Consider the following 22108-nt stretch of genomic DNA (forward strand, 5'->3'; position numbering starts at 1 on the left):
ATCGAACCTGAGATCGACGCCATGAGCACGCCTCTGAAGACCCTGATCACGAAACTGAACCCGCTGTGCCGGCACGCGACCGAGCGCGCGGCGAGCGCGTGCCTGGCGCGCGGCCACTACGAGGTCGATCTGGAGCACCTGTTCCTCGCGTTGCTCGAGGAGCCGGCGGGCGACCTGCCGCTTGCGCTGCGCGCGAGCCGCGTCGATCCGCATGCGCTGCGCGCCGATCTGGAGCGCGAGTTGACGCGCCTGAGAACCGGCAACACGCGTACGCCGGTGTTTTCGGTGCACCTGATCGCGCTGTTCGAGCAGGCGTGGCTGATCGCATCGCTCGATTCGCAGCTCGGCCGCATCCGGTCGGGGCACTTGCTGCTCGCGCTGCTGACCGCGCCGGATCTCGCGCAGTTCGCGCAGCGGATGTCGTCGCAGTTCGCGGAAGTGAACGTGACGGACCTGAAGCACAAGTTCGACGAGATCGTCGCCGGGTCGAGCGAAGCCGAGCCGCGCCAGGCCGATACCGACGACGGCGGCGTGGCGCCGGCCGCCGACGGTGCCGCGCCCGCGGCCGGCCCGTCGAAGACGCCCGCGCTCGACACGTACACGACCAACCTCACGCAGCGCGCGCGCGACGGCAAGATCGATCCGGTGATCGGCCGCGAAGCCGAGATCCGCCAGGCGATCGACATCCTGATGCGCCGCCGCCAGAACAACCCGATCATGACGGGGGAGGCCGGCGTCGGCAAAACCGCCGTCGTCGAAGGGCTCGCGCTGCGGATCGCGGCCGACGACGTACCGCCGCCGCTGCGCGGCGTCGCGCTGCACGTGCTCGACATGGGGCTGCTGCAGGCCGGCGCGAGCGTGAAGGGCGAGTTCGAGAACAGGCTGAAAAGCGTGATCGACGAGGTGAAGAAGAGCGCGCATCCGATCATCCTGTTCATCGACGAGGCGCACACGATCATCGGCGCGGGCGGCCAGGCCGGCCAGAACGATGCCGCGAACCTGCTGAAGCCGGCGCTTGCGCGCGGCGAGCTGCGCACGATCGCCGCGACGACGTGGAGCGAATACAAGAAGTACTTCGAGAAGGACGCGGCGCTCGCGCGGCGCTTCCAGGTCGTGAAGGTCGAGGAGCCGAGCGAGCCGCTCGCGGCCGCGATGCTGCGCGGCATGTCGGGCCTGATGGAGAAGCACTTCAACGTGCGGATCCTCGACGATGCGATCACCGAGGCCGTGCGCCTGTCGCACCGTTACATCAGCGGCCGCCAGCTTCCCGACAAGGCGATCAGCGTGCTCGACACCGCGTGCGCGAAGGTCGCGCTCGCACACAGCGCGACGCCGGCCGCGATCGACGACACGAAGAAGCGCATCGAGCGGATCGACGCGGAAATCGCGTCGCTGGAGCGCGAGGCCGCGGGCGGCGCGTCGCACGACGAGCGGCTCGGTGAGCTGCGCGGCGCGCGCGACACGGCGCTGGAGCAACTCGCGAAGGACGAAGCGCGCTATGAAGCCGAGCGCGCGATCGTCGCCGAGATCACCGAATTGCGCGACACGCTCGACAACGCGCGCGGCCCGTCCGAAGACGGCCAGCCGGTCGACGTGCAGGCGACGCGCGACCAGCTCGGCGAACGCGTCGCGGCGCTGCACGCGCTGCAGGGCGGCGAGCCGATGGTGCCGCAGCAGGTCGACGGCCATGTCGTCGCCGAGATCGTCGCCGCGTGGACCGGCATTCCGCTCGGCCGGATGGTGAAGGACGAGATCGACACCGTGCTGAACCTGCAGCCGCTGCTGACCGCACGCGTGATCGGCCAGGACCACGCGCTCGACGCAATCGCGCAGCGCGTGCGCACGGCGACCGCGAACCTCGAGGATCCGAACAAGCCGCGCGGCGTGTTCATGTTCGTCGGGCCGTCGGGCGTCGGCAAGACCGAGACGGCGCTCGCGCTGGCCGACATCCTGTACGGCGGCGAGCGCAAGATGGTCACGATCAACATGAGCGAGTACCAGGAAGCGCACAGCGTGTCGGGCCTGAAGGGCTCGCCGCCCGGCTATGTCGGTTATGGCGAAGGCGGCGTGCTGACCGAGGCCGTGCGCCGCAACCCGTATTCCGTCGTGCTGCTCGACGAGGTCGAGAAGGCGCACCCGGACGTGCTCGAGATGTTCTTCCAGGTGTTCGACAAGGGCACGATGGACGACGCGGAAGGGCGCGAGATCGACTTCCGCAACACGCTGATCATCCTGACGTCGAACGTCGGCTCGACCGCGGTGATGGCGGCGTGCCTGAACAAGCCGGCCGAGGAGCTGCCCGATCCGGACGCGCTCGCCGAGACGCTGCGCCCGCAGTTGTACAAGACGTTCAAGCCCGCGTTCCTCGGCCGGATGAAGGTCGTGCCGTACTATCCGATTTCCGACGACGTGCTGGCCGAGATCATCGAGCTGAAGCTCGAGCGGATCCGCCGCCGGATCGAGGCGAATCACAAGGCCGCCTTCGAGTGGGACGAGTCGCTCGTCGAGGCGGTGCTGGCGCGCTGCACCGAGGTCGATTCGGGCGCCCGCAACGTCGACCATATCCTGAACGGCACGCTGCTGCCGGAGATCGCGGGCCACGTGCTCGGCCGGATCGCCGACGGCGCGGCCATCGCGCGCATCGCGGTGCGCGCGGACGAGGCCGGCGAATTCGCCTATACGGTCGAATGAGCGGTCGAACGAGCCGCGCACGACATCTGATGCATCAACGGATTCACTGAACCATGCCGATCAATCTCCCCGAGCTGCTGACGCCGATCAGCGACGCGTCGCCCAGCGGCGACGACCTGCTGTTTTCGAACGAATTCGACGCGATCCAGGACGCGCGACGCTACGACGATCCGACGCTCGACCAGGGCGAATGGGTGACCGAGATCAAGGAGGCCGACTGGGGCTTCGTTGTCGACCATGCGGGCGAGCTGCTGCGCGCCCGCACGAAGGACTTGCGGCTCGCCGTGTGGCTGACCGAGGCGCTCGCGCTCGAGGACGGCATCACCGGCCTCACCGAAGGTTATGCGCTGCTCGAGGGCCTGTGCCGCGAGTTCTGGGACACCGTGCACCCGCTGCCCGAAGACGGCGACACCGAGCACCGGCTCGGCAACGTCGCGTGGCTGTCCGGCCGCACGGCCGAGCTGCTGCGCGCGGTGCCGATGACGGACGGCGCGTCGAACGCGTTCAGCACGCTCGACTGGGAAGTGGCGCAGCACGTCGCGCAGTCGATCAAGCGCGACCCGGAACACGCGGACGACATCGCGCGCGGCAAGCCGTCGATCGACCAGATCGATGCGTCGCGGCGCGTGACGTCGATCGCGTTCTACACGGCACTGCTGGCGAACCTGAAAGCCTTCGAATTCGCGCTCGACGCGTTCGAGGAGCGGCTCGTCGAGCGTGCGGGCGATTCGGCGCCGAGCTTCCGGCAGGCGCGCGACGCGTTCGAGACCGTGTACCGGCTCGCGGAGCGCTTTGCGCGCGAGCAGGGCTATACGGGCAGCGCGCCGCACACGCAAGCGGCGCAGCAGGCGCAGCCCGAGCGCGTCGAGCCGGTGTTCGGCAACCCGATCCAGACCGAGGAGACCCACGTGCAGTCGCAGACCGCTCCGCGTCCTCCGGTGACGCAGATGATCGCCGGCATCCAGAACCGTGCGCAGGCCGTCGACCAGTTGCGTGCGGTCGCGCGTTATTTCCGCCAGACCGAGCCGCACAGCCCGGTCGCGTACCTCGCCGACAAGGCGGCCGAATGGGCCGACATGCCGCTGCACAAGTGGCTCGAGAGCGTCGTGAAGGACGACGGCTCGCTGTCGCATATTCGCGAGCTGCTGGGCGTGCGGCCGGACGAGCAGTCGTAAGCGCAAAACGGGCGGCGCATCGCTGCGGCCGCCCGTCGAGTGCCGTGCCGCTCCGCAAAGGCGCGGCCGGCCGATCCTCCGTTACTGTCCCACGCGGAACTCGATCCTTCGATTCCTCGCCCGCCCATCCGCCGTATCGTTCGGCGCGATCGGCTGATCCGGCCCGACGCCCGTCGTCGTCATCTGCTGCGGCGGGATGCTCTTCGAGATCAGGTAACCCTTCACCGCATCCGCGCGCGCCTGGCTCAGCGCGATGTTCGACGTCCGGTTCCCCGAGTTGTCGGTGTGGCCGATGATGTCGACCGTGCGGTTCTGCATCTTCGCGAGCGCGGCCGCCATCTGGTCGAGGATCAGCTTGCCCTGCGGCGTCAGCGTCGCGCTGCCGGTCTCGAACTCGATCGTCCGGTTCGCGAGCGTCTGGTCGAGCACGCCCTGCTCGGACGCCGACACGCGCAGCCCGTTCTTGATCGTGTAGGTCGGGTTCAGCGTGTTCGCCATGTCGCTCGCGAGCTGCTGGCGCTGCGCCTCGTTGTGCACCTCGCCCTTCATCTCGATCTGCGTGCCGTTGATCTTCAACTGTCCCTTGCTGATCTGCTTGAGCTGCGCGCCGAGCAGCTTCTGCACGTTCGCGCTCCAGTTCGGCGGCGTCGCGACGTCGCCGACCTCGATCTGGTCGACGACGTTCGCCGCGCCGTAGGTATCGCGCAGCTTCTGCAGCACGGCGGCCTTGGTCGCCTCGTCGGGCACCTTGCCGCCGGCGACGACCTGGCCGGGCGCCGCGTTCGCGGGCGGCGGCGTGATCGTGCCGGCCGTGCCGTGCATCACCGTGCCGGACGCGGTCGCCGGCGCGGCGCCGGGGTTCGTGTTCGACGACGGCAGCGCGGTCGTCGCGACCGTGCCGTTGCCGACCGGCGTGACGGTCGCGCCCGTGTTCTGCGCGAACGCTGCACCGCTCGCAACGAGGCCGGCGGCGAGGAGGGAAAAGAGGGTGGAGCGGGCGGGCGAGCAGCGCGGGCGCCAGGCGTGAATCGAGCGATGCATCCCGTCAGCCTCCGATGAACGCTTCGCGGAACGCGTCGATGGCGACGCGCAGCGAGAGTTGCGGTTGGTCGAGGTAGCTGACGAGCTTGCTGATCTGGTGATCGTTTTGCGCATGGGCGTCGATCCACTCGGGATCGTCGATGTCGATGTTGTGGGCGGCGTAAGTCTGCGGGTCGACAACGCTCAGCAGCGTCTTCGCCGATGCACCGTTGAAGCCGATGATCAGCCGTTCTCGCTCGGCGATCGAGCCGATGAAGATCGCGAGCTCGAAGTCGGCCTGCGCGACGAACGGCGCGATCAGTTCGAGCCAGAACGCGGCGACGAGGCTGCGGTAGAACGGATCGACCGGCAGCGGCAGCGTCAGGCCGCGCTCGATGTGCGACGAGCCGCTCTGCATCACCGGCCGCAGCAGCGAGCCGAGCGCGAGCATCGCGCCGCGCAGCCGCACCGGGTGGCCGCTTTCGAGCAGCATCTGCTGCAGTCCGTACAGCGACTGGTGCTCGACGAAATCGTTGAAGGTGCCGTCATGCGACGTGCCCGGGCCGCCGACATCGATCGGCACCTGCGTGTCGCCGAGCGCCTGCAGCGCGCCGGGCGGCTCGTCCTTGCCGAGCAGCGGCGGGATCTGCGTGGCGACGCGCGACCACAGCCGCGCGAACGCGAGCGGGCTGCGCGCGAGGAACGCGAGCGGCCGGTCGACCTCCAGCGCGGTTGCGCCGAGGAACGGGAAGCGGCGCATCGACACGTCGTGGCTCGCGACCATGTGGCCCGCGATCGCGAGCTTGCTGCGCGAGCCGAGGAACGCGAAATGCATCGGCTTCGCATCCTCGTAGACGAGCTTCCAGCGCGGATCTTCCGCAAGCAGTTCGAGCGCCTGCGCGATCCAGCGATCGAGCGTCTGCAGCAACTGCGGATTGTGCTGGCTCTTCACGAAGTCGCCGCGCGACGGAATCTTGCCGAAGTAGGCGATTTGCGCCTGTACGGTTTGCGTCATTGCGCCCCCTGTGCGTTCGTTGCGTTGGCGGCCGCGACGGCCGGCGCTGCGCCCGGCGTGCCCGTGCCGGACTGGGTCGCGTTCTGCGCGGCAGCCGCGCTCGCGTCGGCGACCGACGACGGCAGTTGCAGGCCGCGCAGGCTCTGCTGCTGCGGCTGGTCGCCGCCACCGCCCGTCGGTTGCGACGTGCTGATGATGCGCATCGTCACCGACACGTTCACGCTGCCCTGCGCCCACGTCAGGTCGAAGGTGCCGTCCGGACGGCGCTTGCGCTGCGCCGAGTTGATCAGCTTCTCGAGACCGTAGCGGCCCGGCTCGTTGACGAGCTGCACCGTGCGGCCGTCGAAGGTCGTCGCGGACAGCGTCGCGCCCGGCGAGCCCTGCGGGTTCGGCCACACGAAGTTGGTCCACTGCGGCGGCGTGTTGCGGTAGCGCAGTTGCTGGCCGTCGATCGCGATCGTGTATTCCGTCGTGCCCGTGCTCGGCTGCGGCAGGATCTGGAACACGGTCTGCGGCTCGGACGCCGCGGCCGCGCTGCCTGCCGCACCGCCCGCGAGCGGCGCGACCCAGCGTGCGAAGCCGTTCGTGAAGTCAGGCGTGAGCCCGATGCCCATGTCGCCCCACGTGCGGGCGGCGAGCGTGTCGCCGCGGCGCACCGCGAGCGGCCCGAGCGTCGTGCCGACGAACTTCGCGATCGAGCCGTCCGGACCGAACACCTGCGCGATCTCGCCGGCGCCGGCCTCGACCTTCGCGTTGGCCGCGAACGGGTACTTCGTCGCGAGCGAGGTCTGGAACGGCTGGTAGACCTGCGCGTTCCACACCTTGTTGACTTCGGTGCTGGCCGGCTGGATCACGACCGCGAACGCCTGCATCAGCGGCCGCACGAGCAGCGGACGCAGCGACTTGCGTTGCGAATCGGTGAGGCCCGTCAGCATCTGCTCGTCGACGAGCTTCAGCGAATCCGCGAGTTCCGAACCGTTGCCGTCGAGCGTCTGCTGCATCAGCTGGCGCGCGCCGGGGCCCGGGTCGCCCTGGTTCTTGATCACGTTGAAGCGGGTCCGGACCTTCGACAGCGATTCCATGTAGCCCTTGAGCATCGACGTGCCGTCGTGCGTCGCGACGATCCGCGCGAGCCCGATGAACTCCTGGCCGATCGGACCCATCGGCACCTCGGCCGGATTGCCGTTGATGTCGATGTTGGCGGCCGCCACCTGGCCGGCCTGCGAGCGCGAGAACAGTTGCTTGACCCAGTTCACGACGCCCGTCTGCGCCTTCTTGATCGCGACGTTCGCGAGCGACGGGTTGTCCCACGACGTCTGGTCGTACGCGGTCTCGAGGATCTTGCGGATCGGCGAATCCTGCGGGTCGCCAAGGCGGTTCATCCCGTCGACGGCCTGGCCGAAGCTGCTGAAGCCCTGCACCGCGATGCCCTGCATGAACTTCTGCCAGTGCTGCGCGTACTCGGTCTTGTACATGCCGACCAGCGTCTTCTGGATCTGCTCGGGGCTGCCCTCGAGCGTCAGGTCGTCCTGCGTCGACGTATTCAGCACCCAGTCCTTCGCCTGCAGTTCCTTGGTCGCCGCGTCGCGGATCGCCGGCTGCACGTAGTCGAACCACGCTTCGCGCGTGAACGTGCCCGGAATCGCGTAGCTGCCGGCCACCAGCCCCTGGTTGCCGTCGCCGACGATGCGCGCGATGGTCATCGGCGCGAAGCGGGTCGATGCGCGCGCCTTGATTTCCTCGTAGACGCGCTGGCGGGCCGGCATTCCGCGCACGACGCGGCGCAGGTTCTCGCGGGTCTGGTCGACGAGCGCGAGGTTCGCGTCGATCATCGGCCAGTCGTTGTCGTTCACGCGGGCGAGGTAGAACGAGATCATGCGCTCCGCGCTCTTGATCATCTCGTCACGCGGCATGTTGCCGCGATTCGTCTCGAGCCAGCCGCGCCAGAAGCGGGCAAGCTGGTCGGTCAGGTGCGCCTGCTCGACGTGGCGCTTGTCGGACAGCATCAGGTACGTCTTGAGCGCGTTGTACGCGTCCTGCACGTTGGTCGGCGACGCGTCGCTGTAGAGGCCGCCCTGCGGTGCGGCCGGCTGTTGCGGCGCGGCGGCCGGCGCGGTGCCGGACGCGGCCAGTGCGGCGCCGGCCAGCGGCGCGGCGCCCGCCGCGTTCGTCGAGACCGGCATCGCGCCGCCCTGCACGGCACCCGATTCGGGCGGGCGGGTCATCGGCACGAGCTGTTCGGGGTGCGCGTTCACGTCCTTCATGAACGACGCGAGGTTCTGCGACACGGGGGCCAGCAGGATCTGGCGCACGCCGTTGTAGTACTCGGTCAGCAGGTGCTGCTCGAGACGGTCGCCCTGGTACAGGCCGAGCGACACCGACAGCGGCTTGTCGCGGCGGAACTGCTCGAGCTGCTCGATCCGGTCTTCCAGGATGTCCATCGCCTGCAGGCGCGACTGCAGGTCGTTGCGGCCCTGCTGCAGGCGCGTGACGTTGTCGAGGTCGGCCTGCACGTTCGAGACGAGCTGCTGGTTGCCGATCGTCGACCAGGTCCAGCCGCCGAGCGCGATCGCGAGCGCCGCGACGAAGCCGAAGAAGGTCGCGTAGCGCAGCCGCGTCTTGGTCGGGCTGGCGAACTGGCGCACCGTCTGGCGGTCCGCGAAGATCACCTTCGAGAACAGGTCGCGCAGGAAGAAGCCGTTCTTCGAGAACGCGCTGTGCGGCTTCGGCAGCGCGCTCCCGTCGAGGCCGAAGCGGTGCGCGATGCGCTGCGCGGCCGCGCTGTTGGTTTCTCCTTCCTGCAGCGCGCTGGTGAAGTAGAAGCCGCGGAAGATCGGCTTGTACTGGAACGGGTTGTTCTCGAACAGCGTCGCGAGGAATGCGCGCAGCGACGGCTTGATCGTCGAGAATTCGAGCGGGAAGCTCAACTGGCCCGGCGACAGCTGGTTGCCGCGCGACAGCGACAACTGCGCGACGCTGATCTCCTTCAGCCCTTCGTAGAGTTCCTCGAAGTGCGTGTCGAACTGCGCGACCACGTCGCGCTTGTCGTCGGGCTCGTAGGGCAGGGTGGCGCCCCACACGCGGTCGTACTCGTGCTTGTCGCTGCTGCTGAAGAATTCGGTGAAGCCGGTAATCAGGTCGGCCTTCGTGAACATCACGTAGACCGGTGCGAACACCTCGAGCTTTTCCGTCAGCTCCTGAACGCGCTGGCGGAGGTTTTTCGCGAGGTTGATCGCGAATTCGGGGCGGTTGCCGGTGAGTTCGGCGATGCTCGCGGTGACGATGATGCCGTTGATCGGCGCCTTCGGACGATAGCGCTTGAGCAGGCCGAGGAAGCCGAGCCACTCGCTGCGGTCTTCCTCGTGCACCGAATAGCGGCCGGCCGTGTCGAGCAGGATCCCTTCGGTCGTGAAGAACCAGTCGCAGTTGCGCGTACCGCCGATGCCGTGGATGACGGCGCTGTTCTTGTCCGCGAACGGGAACTGCAGCCCGGAATTGAGCACGGCGCTGCTCTTGCCCGCGGCCGGGTTGCCGATCACGATGTACCACGGCAGTTCGTACAGCGCGGAGCCGCCCGACACCTGGCCGATCTTCGACGTCTTGATCGTCTTCACCGCGTCCGACAGGCGCGTGCGCAGCACGTCGAGGTCGGCCGTCTTCGCGTCGGGCGCGAGCGCGGCAGCGGCGGGTGCCGCGATCTTGCCGGTTTCCGCCTGCTCTTCGAGCACCTGGCCGAGCTGCCGGTTCGCGCGCTTCACGCGCCAGCGGCGCCACAGCGCGACGACGAGCCACAGCGCGAGGATCGCCGCGAAGGCGATCGCCGCCCACAGCAGCGGGAGCTGCAGCATGTCGGCGACGATGAAGAGGATGGCCGCTAGCGCGACGATCCCGACGATCGAGAGCGTACGCGGATGAGTCAGCACGTTGAGGATGCGTTGCATAGGACGTTCAGGTTCCGGTGCGATTCGGTGAGGCGACGCAGGCGCGCCGAGCGGCAAGGGTGGCGCCGCGATGTGTCGCCATGCTGTCAAACGGGATGAAGGGGGCTGGCATCAATGCGCCCGCGGCATCGGAGAAGGCGCGCGCATTAATGAAAGGACGCTGTGAGATTTAAAACGGAAGCGGCGACCGGAAAAAATCGCGCACCGGAATGCCCGATTTTTTGCGTCGCCCGTATCGTTTCCTGCCGGGATATTAAAAAGCCCCATGCCGCCCTCATTATTTCCTGTCCGGCAGCCATGGCTAGCTGCCGCGTCCCAGTTTAAAACCGGGTTTATGGTATTCCACGTGCCCGAGATCCATCATTTTCCATCGGCCCCCCCAGGTCAGGCCGACCTGCTCGGCGACCTGGCCGTACAACTGGTAGCCGCGCATCGCCCACGGATCTTTCTCGGAAATGACCAGCTTGCCGTCGCGCAGGAATGCGTTGTCGGTCGCCAGCCCGAATTGGTGATAACTCTGGAAGGCCGCCGCATTGGTCACATTGCCGCCCATCTGTGCCAGCCGGTTTTGCCGTTCCGGGCTCCGGTAACCTTCCAGCAGCGCCATTTCATAACCGTATTGTTCGTGCATGATCTTGTAGACCAGCAGCAAACGCGTACGGAAATCCGGGTCCAGCAGGTTCCAGTCGCGGCTCGCATCCTTCAGCGCCGGGCGCACCTGTTCGACTTCCCTGGTGGCGAAGACTTCCGGCGGCAGCGGCGGCGGCGGCACGAGCTGTTCGCCCTGCAGCAGCGCGGCGATCTTCTCGTCGGGCACGCGCGCCGTGTCGTCGTACTGGAACAATTGCCGGCCGCGTAACGCAATGGCGACCAATGGCGGCGTCGCAAGAATACCTGCCGATACCATAATCATCAAGCGCCGCCGAACCAGTAAATTTTGCACATCGTTTAATGCGCCGCGCGTAGCGCTTGCCGATTTAACAATCTGACTTCGCGTACGCGCGGCGCGATCGTTCGCACGGCGCGTAAGACGGCCGTGAAACTGGGCGACGGATTCGAAAACGGTCGCGCGGATACCCGGTAAAAGCAACAGTGCCGCAACCGCGACGGCAAGGGCGAAATAGGCGACGAGTGCGACGGCAATCAACGAAATCCCCGGAAATTGGAATTGATTGTGTTTTGCAATGCTTGCTCTTAGAATCAGGCTGCTTTGAGAGGCCGGGCTATATTATCGCGGTGAATTAAACCAGGATTCAATGAGACGCTGAATGAGTGCGCCGGAAAATTCAAATTCGAAAACTCCACCCAGCCTGCTGTCCGATACTAAACCGGAAGGCAACGGAGGAGCTCAGCAGTCTCGCATTCTCGCGAATCTGGAAGGGCGTGTCACGCCGCCCGCCGAACCGGCGCGCCGTTCGCTGAAGGCACCGATCGCGGCCGTCGTGGCATTGGTGGTTGCCGTCGGCAGCTGGGGCGCATGGCGCATGCAGCAGCATTCGGGCGAGCAGGTCGCCACCGTCACGGCAGCGGCCGCACCCGCAGCGACTGCGCCGGCCAAGGCCGCACCGGCCAGCGAGGCCGCCGTGCAGGTCGCGCAGAGTGGCGCGTCCGCCGCACAACCGGCCACGATCGTCAACGACGATTCGGCCTCCCAGACCGTTGCATCCGCATCGTCCGCGTCCGGCGCGGACAGCAGCCGCCTGTCGCGCGCGCTCGCCAATGGCGCCGACGACGCATCGGGCGCGGCGACGGCCGGTGCAGCCGCAGCCGCCACGGCCGCCACGGCCGCCGCGGCAGCGACGACCAAAACCGCGAAGGCCGACGCCGCGAAGAATGCGAAGGTCGCGGCACACGGCAAGGCCGACACGAAGGCCGAGACGAAGGCCGAAGCCCGCAAGCATCGCAAGGAACAGGAAGCCGAGCTCGCGCAGGCGAAGAAGCGCCGCGACGCGGCGTCGACGCGTACCGCGAATGCGAAGGCGGCCGGGAAGGACGATCCGGATGCCGATCTGCTCGCGGCGCTCGTCGCGCGCACGAAGCCGGCCGACAAGAAACTCGCCGCGCAGAAGGCGCAGGCCGTGCCGACCAAGACGGCCGCGACGACCGGCTCGCTTGGGGCGCGCGTGAAGGAATGTTCGGAGCGCGGCTTCTTCGAGGATCAATTGTGCCGCTGGCGCGTCTGCGACGGCCACTGGGGCAAGGATCCGGCTTGCCCGAACGCAGCACAGGCGGAGACGCGGCAGTAACGCGTCCTGCGCATGCCGCCATGCCGTATCTGCGCCGCCCGTTGGGCGGCGCGTTGCTTTGTGGGGGCACGGAAGCCGCCGGTATCATGCCGTGTGACGCTGTCACGAGTGGGTCACGCCCGTCGGGCATACGTCTCCTTTCCTTTCCCGGCGCGGGCCCGCGACCCGCGATGTGCGGCGCGCCGCGCGCCGCACGACTTTCGACACGATGGACCTGATCGTACAGACTTACGGCGCCGATACGTCCGGCATGGTGTGCGGCTTCCGCTTCGTTCCGGGCGGATCCGGCGCGACGCTCGACGCCGACGCAGCCGCCGCGTGGCTGCGCACGTGCCGCGCGCGCGATGCGGCCGCGTCGGACGATTTCGTCTGGCTGCACTTCAATCTCGCGCACGGCGCGAGCGAGCGCTGGATGCGCACGCATCTCGCGCTGCCCGACAGCTTCTTCGAATTTCTCCACGAAGGTTCGCGCTCGACGCGCATCGAGCAGGAAGACGGCGCGCTGCGCGCGATCGTCAACGACGTGATGTTCAACCTCGAGCTGACGCCATCGGAGATCGCGACGCTGTTCGTCCACGTCGAGCAGCGCATCATGGTCACCGCGCGGCTCAAGCCGCTGCGCTCGGTCGACACGCTGCGCGCGTGCGTGCGCGACGGCGAGCAGTTTCGGTCGCCCGCGGAACTGCTCGTGCACCTGCTGCGCGACCAGGCCGACCTGCTGATCCAGATCATGCGGCGCACGAGCGTCGACGTCGATCGCATCGAGGATCGCTTCCTGTCGCAGCGGCTCACGTCGAGCCGCATCGAGCTTGGCGCGATGCGCCGCACGCTGACGCGCCTGCAACGCATGCTCGCGCCCGAGCCTGGGTCGATCTTCCGGCTGCTTGCGAAGCCGCCCGCGTGGCTGCACGTGGAAGATGTGCAGGAGCTGCGCGAATCGACCGAAGAGTTCTCGCTGGTGCTCGCCGATCTGTCGGGGCTCAACGAGCGGATCAAGCTGTTGCAGGAAGAGATCGGGTCGCGTCTCGACGAGCAGAACAACCGGACGCTGTTCACGCTGACGCTCGTGACCGTGATCGCGCTGCCGATCAACATCGTCGCCGGCTTCTTCGGGATGAACGTCGGCGGCGTGCCGTTCTCGGAAAACAAGCATGGCTTCTGGCTGATGGTGCTGCTCGTCGCGGGCTTCACGGCGCTCGCCGCATGGTGGGCGTTTCGCCGTCGCGACGATCGTTAGCACAGGCACAGCATCACCGCATCACCACATCACCACATCACCACATCACCACATCACCACATCACCACATCACCACATCACCACATCACCGCATCACCGCATCACCGCTTCACCGCTTCAGCGCATCACCGCATCACCGCATCACCGCATCACCGCATCACCGCATCACCGCATCACCGCATCACCGCATCAGCGCGATCGCGCGTTCGCCGATCACCATCCCGAGCAGGCCGACGAGCGCGACGAGCGGCGGGGCCGGCGAGCGCACGTGCAGCAGCGCGTACAGCACGCCGACGCCGAGGCCTGCCGCGAGCGAAGTCACGTATTCCATCATCGCGTTCTCCCGTGCGGTCCGGCGTCAGGGCTTGAGGATGACGCGCTCGCGCGCGCCGGCCAGCACCGCGCGATACGCGTCGTGCGCGCGTTCGAGCGGGTACACGTAGTCGTCGCCGATCGGAAACGGACGCAGCGTGCCGTTGCCGAAGCCGGGCGCGAGCGTGTCGAGGATCTGCGCGACCGCGGCGCCGCCGAGCTGGATCGAGTCGACACCCACGTACGTATGCTGGCCGCGATAGAACGCGAAGATGTCGAACGGCACGCTGCGGTCGATCGTCGAGATGAAGATCTGCCGCGCACCGATCGCCATCGATGCGTTCGCGGCTTCGAAATACGGGCTGCCGACCGTGTTGTAGACGATGTCCGCGCCATGGCCGCCGGTCGCCGCATGCACGGCGTCGGCGACGGGCAAGCGCGACGCGTCGATCATGTGCACGTCGCCCGATGCATGACCGCGATAGCCGCCGGGGCCGCGCTCGACGCCGATCACGGTCGCGCCGCGCGCGGTCGCGAGCTGGATCGCCGCCTGGCCGACCTTGCCGTTCGCACCGAACACCAGCACGACGTCGTCGGCCGTCGGCATGCCGGCCCGGCGCAAACCCTCGTACGCGGTGACGAACGGCACACCGACGCCGGCCGCTTCGTCGAGCGTCAGCACGGCCGGCTTGCGGCGCACCAGTGCCGCGTCGAGCACGAGCCATTCCGCGTGCGAGCCGTCGCGCCCCACGCCGAGATCGCCGCCCGATCCCCACACGGGCGCGCCGATCCACTCGGCAGGGCCGCTGCGCACGATGCCGGCCCAGTCGCGCCCGGGCGTGCGCGGCCACACCGCGTGCGGCATGCGGCCGAGCGCGGCCTTCACGTCGCTCGGGTTGACGCCGGCCGCGCGTACCTCGATCAGCATCTGGCCGTCGGCCGGCACGGGTGGGTCGATTTCCCTGACGCGCGCGTCGAGCGACTCGATGTCGGCGGCGGGGGCGTCGAAGCGGATGCTGCGCATGATGATCTCCGGGGCGGATGGTTGCCGCGCTGCCCGGAGGCCGGCGCGTGCAACGGGTGGAAAGGATGAATGCAGTCTAGTCGGGCCGAATTGACGCGGAAATGTGCAAAGGCGGATGATTGTTTTGCGATTTACGCATAGCAAACCCCGAGACCCCTGAATGGACGATTTCCTTTCCCCGCACCTGGCGCTGTTCGTCGACGTGGTTGACCGGCAGAGTTTCTCGGCGGCGGCGCGCCGGCTGGGCGTTGCCGCGTCGTCGGTCACGCGGCGCATCGACCGGCTCGAGGCGCAGCTCGGCATCCGCCTTCTGCATCGCACCACGCATGCGCTGCGGCCGACCGAGGCCGGGCAGTTGCTGTACGGGCGCGCGACGCGGATGCTGGCCGAGCTGCGCGGCCTGCAGGAAGACCTGCATAGCCAGCACGACGAGCCGAGCGGGCTGCTGCGCATCGACTGCCCCGCGCCGTTCGGCAGGCTGCACCTGATGGCCGCGCTGGCCGCATTCATGCAGCGTCATCCGGCGCTGCACGTCGACCTGGTGCTGACCGACAGCATGGTCGACCTGCAGGGTGCGCGGCTCGGCTCCGACGTCGATCTCGCGGTGCGCATCGGCCCGCTCGAGGACACGCGCTTCGTCGCGACCGTACTGGCGCCGCAGCGGCGCGTGCTGTGCGCGAGCGAGGCCTACCTCGCGCGGCGCGGCGAGCCCGAATCGCCCGACGCGCTCGCCAGTCACGACTGTCTCGCATGGCATGGTGCGCCGCCGCCGGGCGCGTGGCGCTTCGACGACCGCCGCCACGTGCCGGCGCAGCCGCGGTTTCGCAGCAATCATTCGGAGGCGTTGCTCGAAGCCGCGATCGAGGGGCTCGGTCTCGCGCACCTGCCGACCTGGCTCGCGGGGGATGCGTTGCGCGACGGACGGTTGCGTGCGGTGCTGCCGCAGTACGCGGCGGCGCCCGAGCAGGCGACGATCCACGTGTTGCGCCAACAGGCACGCGGCAGCGCGCGTGCGTCACGGCTCGTTGCGTTCCTCGCGACATGGTTCGCGCAGCCGGCGTGGGATGCCGCGTGGGCGTGACGGCGAAGGGGCGCCGCAGGGCCGTGCGGAAATAAAAAAGGCCTCGCTAGCGAGGCCCGTCAAAGGTCGGGAGGACCGGTACGCCGGCCGGCGCCGCAGGCTGCGCGGCACCGGCCGGGCACGCACCGTTACTGCGTCACTACCTTGCGCGGCTTGAAGATGCCCTGGTATTGCAGTGCCGGGCGTTCCTTCGTCGCCGGCGCGATGCCGTCGAAGGTCGGCGTCTGGCGCAGCTTCATCGCGGCCGGCGAAGCGACCGAACCGATCGACGTCGAGCGCGAAGCCGGCGCGAGGTTGTTCGCGACGAGCAGCGCGGCCTCGCTCTTCAGGTTCGACAGCAGCACCGGATCGGACGAGCCGTTGACCTGCGTGAGCAACCCGCTCCAGGCCGCGTCGCTGTAGTTCACGACGTAGTAGTCCAGCCCGCTCGGGTCCGCGACCACGCCCGTGCAACCGTCGATCCGCGTTTGCGTCTGCGTATCCTTCAGCGCGAGCGTCGTGCGTTGCGCGAGACCCTGGCCGTACGCGAGCGTGATCGGCACCGTCCACTGCAGGCCCGGATACGCGTTCTTGTTCGGGAACGGCTGCTGCTTCAGCGTGACGATCGTCTGGTTCTTCGTCAGGTCGCACTGCGTGTCGAGCGAGATCAGCGGCACGCCGGTCTGGCGCACGTAGCTGTCGCCGATCGCGCCGATTGCCTGGCCGCTCTCCTTCGACAGCGCATCCCACAGGCGCTTCGGCGTGCCGTTGCCGAACGAGTAGTCGACCAGGTACTGCTGCAGACCCTTGCGCAGCGTCTGTTCGCCGAGATAGTTCTCGAGCGTCTTCAGCACGTGGCCGCCCTTGTCGTACGTGAACGCGCTGGCGCTCAGCACGAAGTCGTTCGACGCCCAGCCGTTGAAGTTCGGCGCGACAGGGAACGCGTTCGGGCCGATATCGCGATTGATCACGCGGTACTTGTTCTTCACCTGGTCGAGCCAGCTGAACTCGTTGGGGAAGAACTGGATCGTCGTCTTCGTCTCGAAGAACGTCGCGAACGATTCGTTGAGCCACACGTTGTCCCACCAGTCGGTCGTGACGAGATCGCCGAACCACTGGTGCGCGACTTCGTGCGTCAGCACCTCGTTGCCGTAGTGCGACATCGGCTGGCCCGGCTGCGGCAGGATGTCGTCGGCGAACTCGAGGATCGACCCCCAGTTCTCCATCCCGCCGAAGTTCAGGTCCTTCTGCTCCTTGAACGCGTCGTTCGCGGCCACCGTGTCGAACTTCGTGAGCGGCAGCGCGATGCCCGTGTAGCGGTAGTAGAAGTCGAGCGCCTGCTTGGTGCGGTCCATCGCCGGCTTCGCCCAGTCTTTCATGCCCGGCGGCGTGAACACGCGCAGGTGCAGGCCGCCCTTGCCGCCCGGCAGCGGGCTCGTGAAGTCGTCCTCGTAGGTGTCGAACAGGCCGCCGCCGAAGAACAGCAGGTACGACGGCATCGGCGGGGTCTTCTCGAACTGCACGAGCTTGTAGCCGCCGCCGATGCCGGTCGACGGCTTCTCGGCCGCGTTCGACACGACGCGCCAGCTCTGCGGCACTTCGGCCGTCACTTCATAGGTCGGGCGGAACGCCGGCTCGTCCCAGCCGGGGAACCACTGGCGCGCCAGGTTGGTTTCGCCCTGGGTGAGGATCGCGCCGCTCGTCGTGCCGTCGGTGCTCTTCAGGTCGACGCGGAAGATGCCTTCGGCGGCCGAGCAACCCGGATACGGATCGTCGCCGCAACTGCCGCCCGTCTTCTTGACGGGATCGTCATAAGACTTGAAGTTGATGATGCCCGACCACTCCATGTGCAGCGAATAGTTGCCCGGCGAGATCGAGCCGCTCACAGGGCGCAACTGGTAGAAGTCGCCCTTGTCCTGCGGCGTCGCGATCAGCTGGATGTTGCCCGGCTGCAGCGTGATGCGGCCGTTCGTGAACTTGATCCGGTGGCCGGCGATCACGATGTTGTTGACCGGCTTCAGCACCTTGATCTCGACGTCGGCGCGGCCGTCGAACGCGTTCAGCGCTTCGTTCGGGCGGAACCACAGCCGGTAGTTCACGGGTACGACGGTGTCTGGCAATTCGACAGGCGACACGCTCTTGTCGACGTTGGATGCGGCCGGCTGAGGTGCGCTCGGCGGCGCGGTGACGGCGGGCGACGAGCCCGAGTGCGGCGCGCCGGCGGAGCTGAGCGCGGAAGCCGAGCCCACGCCGCCGTCGTCGCCGCCGCACCCGGCGAGCGCGAGTGCGGCGACGAGCGGCAGATAACGCATCTTGCGAATGTTGATCGACATGACTGAAACCTCGATTGATGAAAGAATCGTTCAGTGCTGCGAAAACGCCGGCAAAAGCAATCCCCTCGCCGTTAATCAACAGCGATGAAAATGCTAATGACGGATTATTCGAAAAGACGGCGGCCGACTACGTGAAGGTAATCATGGTTTACTGCCCCCTCTGGATTTCCGGATGTCGGTTAACTTGCCGGTTCAAAATGGACGGGCGCGTGTTGTACTGAATTGATTTCGCACGCACGACACGGGGCCGCACGCCCTGCACGAGCGCGCAATCCCTTTGAACCGACGACCTACGGGGCTGGCCGGGCCAGTCCGCAGGACGGAAGGAAGGCGTGTCGCCATTCCGTAAATGCGCCGTCATGCGGCTTCAAGGTTTGTCGGCTAGCTCGAAGGATGCGTAAATATACTTGATGGTTTTAGGTAAAGGAAACGAAAAATTTAGAAAGTGCGCCTATTGATTTTTTCGCGCTTCATTGAATGCTGGAAGTCATTAATGCGCTTTCCGTTTGGCTGATGCCTTCGTAGTTTTAATCTATTAACGATCTGGTGCGGCTGCGAAAACTACGAAACCCGGTGAGCCGCGGCATGCTCGGTACAATGCATCGACGACCCGCTCACCGATTGCCGCGAGGAGGCCTTCCCATGCCACGAGCCCTGTTCCGTATCGCGCCGCTGCGCGCCGTGCTGCTGTTGTTCGCCGCCGTGTTCCTGCTCGGCGGTTGCGCGGGGCTGACGCGCGACCCCGTGCGCGTGTCGGTTGCCGGGCTCGACCCGCTCGTCGGGCAGGGGCTCGAGATGCGCTTCAGCCTGAAGCTGCGCGTGCAGAACCCGAACGATGCGCCGATCGAGTACGACGGCATCTCGGTCGCGCTCGACCTGAACGGCACGCCGTTCGCGAGCGGCGTCAGCGATCGCTCGGGCACCGTGCCGCGTTTCGGCGAGGTCGTGCTCGACGTGCCGGTGTCCGTGTCCGCATTCGCCGCCGCGCGGCAGGCGTGGAACCTGCCCGGCGCGGCCGCGAACGGCGAGTTGCCGTATGCGCTGCGCGGCCGGCTCGCTGGTAGCGTGCTCGGCACCGTGCACTTCAACGACGCGGGGACGCTGCGCCTGCCCGCGATGCCGGGATGGGGCGGCTGAACGGCGCGCCCGCGGTGCCGCCCGGCGGATGCCGGCCCCCGCGCTTTGCCGCGCGGGCAAAGCGCGGTATGGTGTGAGCCGCGCGGCGCGATGCCGCCGCCCGTTGAAGCCAACCGTAACCGAGTTCGCGTGACCGATTTCCCCGTTTTCCACTGGACCGACGCCGACGGCGCCGATCATGCCGTGCGCTGGCGCTCCGAAGCCGGTGTGCAGCCGCCGAAGCGCGCGGTGCCCGCCGACGACCGCCTCACTGCCGACGCCGCCTACCGCCTCGCGTGCGAGGGCACCGCGCTCGTCTGGCAGGGCGACTTCCAGAATGCGCGCCAGCTCGTGCAGGCGATGGCGCGCCGCGTCGAGCGCAAGCCGAAGAAGGCAAAGGCCGCGGCCGGCGTCGACGCGTTCAACCTGCATCGTCTCGCGCAGTCGCAGCGCGCCCGCACGCTCGGGATGCTGCTGATCCCGCTCGACGCCGACTACACGATCCCGCTGCGCCGCGCACCCGACGTGCGCGCCGCATGCGAGGAGGCGTACGGGCCGGGCGGCGCACCGTCGGTCGTATCGCTGCGCGAACTGCTCGGCCTCGTCGGCGCGCATGAATGGCGCAAGAAGGGCGTGCCGATTCCGGCGCTCGGCGGCGCGCCGATCCATCCGTACTACGGCGTGTTCTCGCCGGTGCGCGGCGAATATGTCGAACTCGTCGCACGTGCGCCGCTGCCCGCGACGTCGCTTGCATTCGATATCGGCACGGGCACCGGCGTGCTCGCGGCCGTGCTTGCATCGCGCGGCGTCGAGCGCGTCGTCGCGACCGACCAGGATCCGCGTGCGCTCGCCTGTGCGCGCGAGAACGTCGCGCGGCTCGGTCATGCGGATCGCGTCGACATCGTCGAGGCCGACCTGTTTCCGGCCGGCCGTGCGCCGCTCGTGGTCTGCAACCCGCCTTGGGTGCCGGCCCGGCCGAGCGCGCCGATCGAATACGCGGTCTACGATCCCGACAGCCGCATGCTGCGCGGTTTCCTCGCCGGGCTTGCCGCGCATCTCGAGCCGGGCGGCGAGGGCTGGCTGATCCTGTCCGATTTCGCCGAGCACCTCGGCCTGCGGCCGCGCGACACGCTGCTGCAATGGATCGACGAGGCGGGCCTCGTCGTGCTCGGCCGCGACGACATCCGCCCCGCGCACCCGAAGTCGACCGACGCCGACGATCCGCTGCACGCGGCGCGCCGCGCCGAGGTCACGTCGCTGTGGCGGCTCGGCGCACGAGCCTGACCGCGCATTTTCGGTAAACTGTCGCCATTCCTCACGAATTCCCGTCGCCGGGCCGTGGTCGACCGACCGTGGCCCGGCGCCGCATCACGATGTCCAACAAGACCCACGAAATCCGCCCGGAGCAGTCCGTCGAGCTGCTGAAGGAACTGCACATCCTCACCCGCGACGGAAAGCTGAACCAGGACAGCCGCCGCAAGCTGAAGCAGGTCTATCACCTGTTCCAGTTCATCGAGCCGTTACTTGCCGGGGTGCAGGCCGACAAGGGCAGCGTGACGCTCGTCGATCACGGCGCCGGCAAGTCGTATCTCGGCTTCATCCTGTACGACCTCTTCTTCAAGCAGCAGCCGGGGCACGGCACGCCGGCGTTCGCGTCGCACGTGTACGGGATCGAGACGCGCGAGGAGCTCGTCACGCGCTCGGCCGAGCTCGCCGGGCGGCTCGGGTTCGGCGGCATGTCGTTCCTGAACCTGTCGGTCGCCGATTCGATCACGTCGCCGAAGCTGCCTGAAGTGGTCGACGTCGTCACCGCGCTGCACGCGTGCGACACGGCGACCGACGACGCGATCCGCTTCGCGCTCGCGAAGCGCGCGCAGCACATCGTGCTGGTGCCGTGCTGCCAGGCGGAAGTCGCGGGCGTGCTGCGCAGGAACAAGGGCAAGTCGCTTGCGAACGCGCTGACCGAGGTGTGGCGGCATCCGCTGCATACGCGCGAATTCGGCAGCCAGATCACCAACGTGTTGCGCTGCCTGCAGCTCGAAGCGCACGGCTATCAGGTCAGCGTGACTGAGCTGGTCGGCTGGGAGCATTCGATGAAGAACGAGCTGATCATCGCGCAGTACAAGAACCTGCCGCGCCGGCGGTCCGGCGAGCGGCTGAACGAGATCCTCGGCATGTTCGGGCTCGCCGAACTGAACGAGCGCTTCTTCGTGCCGGAGGCCGCGGCGGGCGGCGAGGCCGTCGAGCCGGCCGAAGGCTGACGCGCGGGCGGTCCGAACCGCGTAGCGGCCGGCGCGCCCGCGTGGTGCATCAGACGTCGTCGCCCGGCCGGCGCATCCATTCGCGCCAGCCGTCGTGGCCGAGGCGGCGCAGCGTTTCCTGGTTCTTTTCGTAGATCGCGGACGCGTCCGGGAACGCGTCGACCGCGCGCGCGATGCTGTCTTCGCGCAGCAGGTGCAGGATCGGATACGGTGCGCGGTTCGTGTAGTTCTCGATGTCGTCGGGTTCGCTGCCTTCGAACCGGTATTGCGGATGGAAGCTCGCGATCTGCAGCACGCCATCGAGCCGCAGCTGCCGCACGAGCCGGTCGGCAAAGAACAGCGCATCGTTGTAGTCGACGAAATCGGCGAACGCATGCGGGAAGATCACGAGCGTCGTGTCGACCTGCTGCGGATCCGCCGCGTCGAGCGCGCGCAGCTCGGTTTCGAGCTCGGCGAGCGCGTCTTCCAGCGTCGCCGCTTCGCTGATCGCGTAGCGCACCTGTTCCTTCACATAGACGCTTTTCGCAAACGGGCACAGATTGAGCCCGATGACCGCGCGCGCGAGCCAGTGCCGCGTGGCGGCGAGGATATCGTCATGCGATTCGGGGCGGGTGTCGGTCATCGTGAAACCAGTCGGGCGGTGGAGCGGAGAGGGCCGCATTGTAGCGGGCACACGG

Annotated in this window: 16 protein-coding genes; 8 read left to right on the forward strand and 8 right to left on the reverse strand. The window is 67.7% G+C overall.

Going from position 1 to position 22108, the window contains the following annotated elements; translation table 11 throughout:
- Window positions 1–21 precede the first annotated feature (21 nt).
- Together tssH and tssA are read left to right on the forward strand one after the other, a co-directional pair.
- On the forward strand, window positions 22–2691 hold the full coding sequence (tssH, locus tag R9B84_RS02265) for a type VI secretion system ATPase TssH (protein WP_423759053.1): 2670 nt from the start codon (window positions 22–24) through the stop codon (window positions 2689–2691).
- Window positions 2692–2744: 53 nt separating this feature from the next.
- On the forward strand, window positions 2745–3866 hold the full coding sequence (gene tssA, locus R9B84_RS02270) for a type VI secretion system protein TssA (RefSeq protein WP_423759054.1): 1122 nt from the start codon (window positions 2745–2747) through the stop codon (window positions 3864–3866).
- 81 nt (window positions 3867–3947) lie between these two features.
- On the opposite strand, the gene R9B84_RS02275 is transcribed toward tssA, so the two are convergent.
- From R9B84_RS02275 to R9B84_RS02290, 4 genes are all read right to left on the reverse strand, one after another.
- Window positions 3948–4907, reverse strand: coding sequence for an OmpA family protein (locus tag R9B84_RS02275; RefSeq protein ID WP_423759055.1), 960 nt, complete (start codon window positions 4905–4907; stop codon window positions 3948–3950).
- 4 nt (window positions 4908–4911) lie between these two features.
- Entirely contained in the window at window positions 4912–5901 is a 990-nt protein-coding gene (tagF, locus tag R9B84_RS02280; RefSeq protein ID WP_047899655.1) for a type VI secretion system-associated protein TagF, read from the reverse strand.
- Complete coding sequence (gene tssM / locus R9B84_RS02285) at window positions 5898–9842, reverse strand: type VI secretion system membrane subunit TssM (protein ID WP_423759056.1); 3945 nt, start codon at window positions 9840–9842, stop codon at window positions 5898–5900. Before tssM ends, tagF begins: the two co-directional genes overlap by 4 nt.
- A 301-nt stretch (window positions 9843–10143) precedes the next feature.
- Window positions 10144–10989: a M15 family metallopeptidase gene (locus R9B84_RS02290; RefSeq protein WP_423759057.1), complete on the reverse strand. Its 846-nt coding sequence runs from the start codon at window positions 10987–10989 to the stop codon at window positions 10144–10146.
- Window positions 10990–11110: 121 nt separating this feature from the next.
- Here R9B84_RS02290 and R9B84_RS02295 point away from each other — a divergent pair, with 121 nt between their 5' ends.
- Complete coding sequence (locus R9B84_RS02295) at window positions 11111–12088, forward strand: phage tail protein (RefSeq protein ID WP_423759058.1); 978 nt, start codon at window positions 11111–11113, stop codon at window positions 12086–12088.
- 208 nt (window positions 12089–12296) lie between these two features.
- Complete coding sequence (locus tag R9B84_RS02300; protein ID WP_423759059.1) at window positions 12297–13325, forward strand: transporter; 1029 nt, start codon at window positions 12297–12299, stop codon at window positions 13323–13325.
- Window positions 13326–13506: 181 nt separating this feature from the next.
- On the opposite strand, the gene R9B84_RS02305 is transcribed toward R9B84_RS02300, so the two are convergent.
- A complete protein-coding gene (locus R9B84_RS02305; RefSeq protein WP_423759060.1) occupies window positions 13507–13656 on the reverse strand; it encodes a DUF1427 family protein in 150 nt (49 codons plus the stop codon).
- A gap of 27 nt (window positions 13657–13683) precedes the next feature.
- Window positions 13684–14661, reverse strand: a complete 978-nt coding sequence (locus R9B84_RS02310; protein WP_423759061.1) for a quinone oxidoreductase family protein — start codon at window positions 14659–14661, stop codon at window positions 13684–13686.
- 160 nt (window positions 14662–14821) lie between these two features.
- Between R9B84_RS02310 and R9B84_RS02315 the strand changes: the two genes are divergently transcribed.
- A complete protein-coding gene (locus tag R9B84_RS02315) occupies window positions 14822–15742 on the forward strand; it encodes a LysR family transcriptional regulator (RefSeq protein WP_423759062.1) in 921 nt (306 codons plus the stop codon).
- A gap of 128 nt (window positions 15743–15870) precedes the next feature.
- Here the strand turns inward: R9B84_RS02315 and R9B84_RS02320 are convergent, their stop codons facing one another.
- Entirely contained in the window at window positions 15871–18054 is a 2184-nt protein-coding gene (locus R9B84_RS02320) for a M1 family metallopeptidase (RefSeq protein WP_423759063.1), read from the reverse strand.
- 642 nt (window positions 18055–18696) lie between these two features.
- Here R9B84_RS02320 and R9B84_RS02325 point away from each other — a divergent pair.
- The 3 genes from R9B84_RS02325 (at window position 18697) to R9B84_RS02335 (ending at window position 21431) form a co-directional block, all read left to right on the forward strand.
- Window positions 18697–19191, forward strand: coding sequence for an LEA type 2 family protein (locus R9B84_RS02325; RefSeq protein WP_423759064.1), 495 nt, complete (start codon window positions 18697–18699; stop codon window positions 19189–19191).
- A 129-nt stretch (window positions 19192–19320) separates the two neighbouring features.
- Window positions 19321–20454, forward strand: coding sequence for a methyltransferase (locus tag R9B84_RS02330; protein ID WP_423759065.1), 1134 nt, complete (start codon window positions 19321–19323; stop codon window positions 20452–20454).
- An 89-nt stretch (window positions 20455–20543) separates the two neighbouring features.
- The gene (locus tag R9B84_RS02335; RefSeq protein WP_423759066.1) at window positions 20544–21431 is read left to right on the forward strand and encodes a class I SAM-dependent methyltransferase; all 888 of its coding nucleotides are present in this window, start codon (window positions 20544–20546) and stop codon (window positions 21429–21431) included.
- Window positions 21432–21480: 49 nt separating this feature from the next.
- Here R9B84_RS02335 and R9B84_RS02340 read toward each other — a convergent pair whose 3' ends face one another.
- Window positions 21481–22053: a DUF1415 domain-containing protein gene (locus R9B84_RS02340; RefSeq protein WP_423759067.1), complete on the reverse strand. Its 573-nt coding sequence runs from the start codon at window positions 22051–22053 to the stop codon at window positions 21481–21483.
- Between the last annotated feature and the right edge of the window lie 55 nt (window positions 22054–22108).

It is taken from the genome of Burkholderia sp. NLJ2 (assembly GCF_049487195.1).
Classification (GTDB): domain Bacteria; phylum Pseudomonadota; class Gammaproteobacteria; order Burkholderiales; family Burkholderiaceae; genus Burkholderia; species Burkholderia pyrrocinia.